Here is a 3,193-nt window from a genome sequence, read left to right as displayed (position 1 = left end):
CCAGTTTCACTGCTGGTTAATCAGGCTAAGGTAAAATTTGTGAGTTCTGCTCGAAAGAGCAACATGCGAATTTTCGGCGAATGTCGTCTTCACAGTATAACCAGATTGCTTGGGGTTATATGGTCAAGTGAAGAAGCGCATACGGTGGATGCCTTGGCAGTCAGAGGCGATGAAAGACGTGGTAGCCTGCGATAAGCTTTGGGGAGTCGGCAAACAGACTGTGATCCAGAGATCTCTGAATGGGGGAACCCACTCAGCACAAGCTGAGTATCTTGTACTGAATACATAGGTGCAAGAGGCGAACCAGGGGAACTGAAACATCTAAGTACCCTGAGGAAAAGAAATCAACCGAGATTCCCTTAGTAGTGGCGAGCGAACGGGGACCAGCCCTTAAGTTGATTTGAGATTAGTGGAACGCTCTGGAAAGTGCGGCCATAGTGGGTGATAGCCCCGTACACGAAAATCTCTTGTCAATGAAATCGAGTAGGACGGAGCACGAGAAACTTTGTCTGAATATGGGGGGACCATCCTCCAAGGCTAAATACTACTGACTGACCGATAGTGAACCAGTACCGTGAGGGAAAGGCGAAAAGAACCCCGGAGAGGGGAGTGAAATAGAACCTGAAACCGTATGCGTACAAGCAGTGGGAGCCTACTTTGTTAGGTGACTGCGTACCTTTTGTATAATGGGTCAGCGACTTATATTCAGTGGCGAGCTTAACCGAATAGGGGAGGCGTAGCGAAAGCGAGTCTTAATAGGGCGTTTAGTCGCTGGGTATAGACCCGAAACCGGGCGATCTATCCATGGGCAGGTTGAAGGTTAGGTAACACTGACTGGAGGACCGAACCGACTACCGTTGAAAAGTTAGCGGATGACCTGTGGATCGGAGTGAAAGGCTAATCAAGCTCGGAGATAGCTGGTTCTCCTCGAAAGCTATTTAGGTAGCGCCTCATGTATCACTCCAGGGGGTAGAGCACTGTTTCGGCTAGGGGGTCATCCCGACTTACCAAACCGATGCAAACTCCGAATACCTGGAAGTGCCGAGCATGGGAGACACACGGCGGGTGCTAACGTCCGTCGTGAAAAGGGAAACAACCCAGACCGTCAGCTAAGGTCCCAAAGTCATGGTTAAGTGGGAAACGATGTGGGAAGGCTTAGACAGCTAGGAGGTTGGCTTAGAAGCAGCCACCCTTTAAAGAAAGCGTAATAGCTCACTAGTCGAGTCGGCCTGCGCGGAAGATGTAACGGGGCTCAAACCATGCACCGAAGCTACGGGTGTCATCTTTGATGACGCGGTAGAGGAGCGTTCTGTAAGCCTGTGAAGGTGAGTTGAGAAGCTTGCTGGAGGTATCAGAAGTGCGAATGCTGACATGAGTAACGACAATGCGAGTGAAAAACTCGCACGCCGAAAGACCAAGGTTTCCTGCGCAACGTTAATCGACGCAGGGTTAGTCGGTCCCTAAGGCGAGGCTGAAAAGCGTAGTCGATGGAAAACAGGTTAATATTCCTGTACTTCCAGTTATTGCGATGGAGGGACGGAGAAGGTTAGGCCAGCCTGGCGTTGGTTGTCCAGGTTTAAGGTGGTAGGCTGAAATCTTAGGCAAATCCGGGATTTCAAGGCCGAGAGCTGATGACGAGTTGCCTCTAGGCGACGAAGTGGTTGATACCATGCTTCCAAGAAAAGCTCCTAAGCTTCAGATAACTGGGAACCGTACCCCAAACCGACACAGGTGGTTAGGTAGAGAATACCAAGGCGCTTGAGAGAACTCGGGTGAAGGAACTAGGCAAAATGGCACCGTAACTTCGGGAGAAGGTGCGCCGGCGAGGGTGAAGGACTTGCTCCGTAAGCCCATGCCGGTCGAAGATACCAGGCCGCTGCGACTGTTTATTAAAAACACAGCACTCTGCAAACACGAAAGTGGACGTATAGGGTGTGACGCCTGCCCGGTGCCGGAAGGTTAATTGATGGGGTTAGCGCAAGCGAAGCTCTTGATCGAAGCCCCGGTAAACGGCGGCCGTAACTATAACGGTCCTAAGGTAGCGAAATTCCTTGTCGGGTAAGTTCCGACCTGCACGAATGGCGTAACGATGGCGGCGCTGTCTCCACCCGAGACTCAGTGAAATTGAAATCGCTGTGAAGATGCAGTGTATCCGCGGCTAGACGGAAAGACCCCGTGAACCTTTACTATAGCTTTGCACTGGACTTTGAATTTGCTTGTGTAGGATAGGTGGGAGGCTTTGAAGTGGGGACGCCAGTTCTCATGGAGCCATCCTTGAAATACCACCCTGGCAACTTTGAGGTTCTAACTCAGGTCCGTTATCCGGATCGAGGACAGTGTATGGTGGGTAGTTTGACTGGGGCGGTCTCCTCCCAAAGAGTAACGGAGGAGTACGAAGGTGCGCTCAGACCGGTCGGAAATCGGTCGTAGAGTATAAAGGCAAAAGCGCGCTTGACTGCGAGACAAACACGTCGAGCAGGTACGAAAGTAGGTCTTAGTGATCCGGTGGTTCTGTATGGAAGGGCCATCGCTCAACGGATAAAAGGTACTCCGGGGATAACAGGCTGATACCGCCCAAGAGTTCATATCGACGGCGGTGTTTGGCACCTCGATGTCGGCTCATCACATCCTGGGGCTGAAGCCGGTCCCAAGGGTATGGCTGTTCGCCATTTAAAGTGGTACGCGAGCTGGGTTTAGAACGTCGTGAGACAGTTCGGTCCCTATCTGCCGTGGACGTTTGAGATTTGAGAGGGGCTGCTCCTAGTACGAGAGGACCGGAGTGGACGAACCTCTGGTGTTCCGGTTGTCACGCCAGTGGCATTGCCGGGTAGCTATGTTCGGAAGAGATAACCGCTGAAAGCATCTAAGCGGGAAACTTGCCTCAAGATGAGATCTCACTGGGATCTTGAATCCCCTGAAGGGCCGTCGAAGACTACGACGTTGATAGGTTGGGTGTGTAAGCGCTGTGAGGCGTTGAGCTAACCAATACTAATTGCCCGTGAGGCTTGACCATATAACACCCAAGCAATTTGCTAGCGCAGATTGCGGTGGTGAAGACGAAACAACCGAAAGTTCGCAACATCACAAATATCGCATATCCGAATTCGCTGGGCTGTCCATCTGGACATTCTGGCAACAGAATTTCTTGACGACCATAGAGCATTGGAACCACCTGATCCCATCCCGAACTCAG

Annotated in this window: 1 rRNA gene; it reads left to right on the top strand. The window is 51.6% G+C overall.

Annotated elements, in window-relative coordinates:
* Positions 1-121: 121 nt before the first annotated feature.
* Positions 122-3,013, top strand: a 23S ribosomal RNA gene (locus WM94_RS25555).
* The last annotated feature ends 180 nt before the right edge of the window (positions 3,014-3,193 follow it).

It is taken from the genome of Pseudomonas sp. ABFPK (assembly GCF_001586765.1).
Lineage (GTDB): Bacteria > Pseudomonadota > Gammaproteobacteria > Pseudomonadales > Pseudomonadaceae > Aquipseudomonas > Aquipseudomonas asiatica.
Note: the sequence above shows the minus strand (reverse complement) of the source record. Positions and strands in the feature narration are given on the sequence as shown.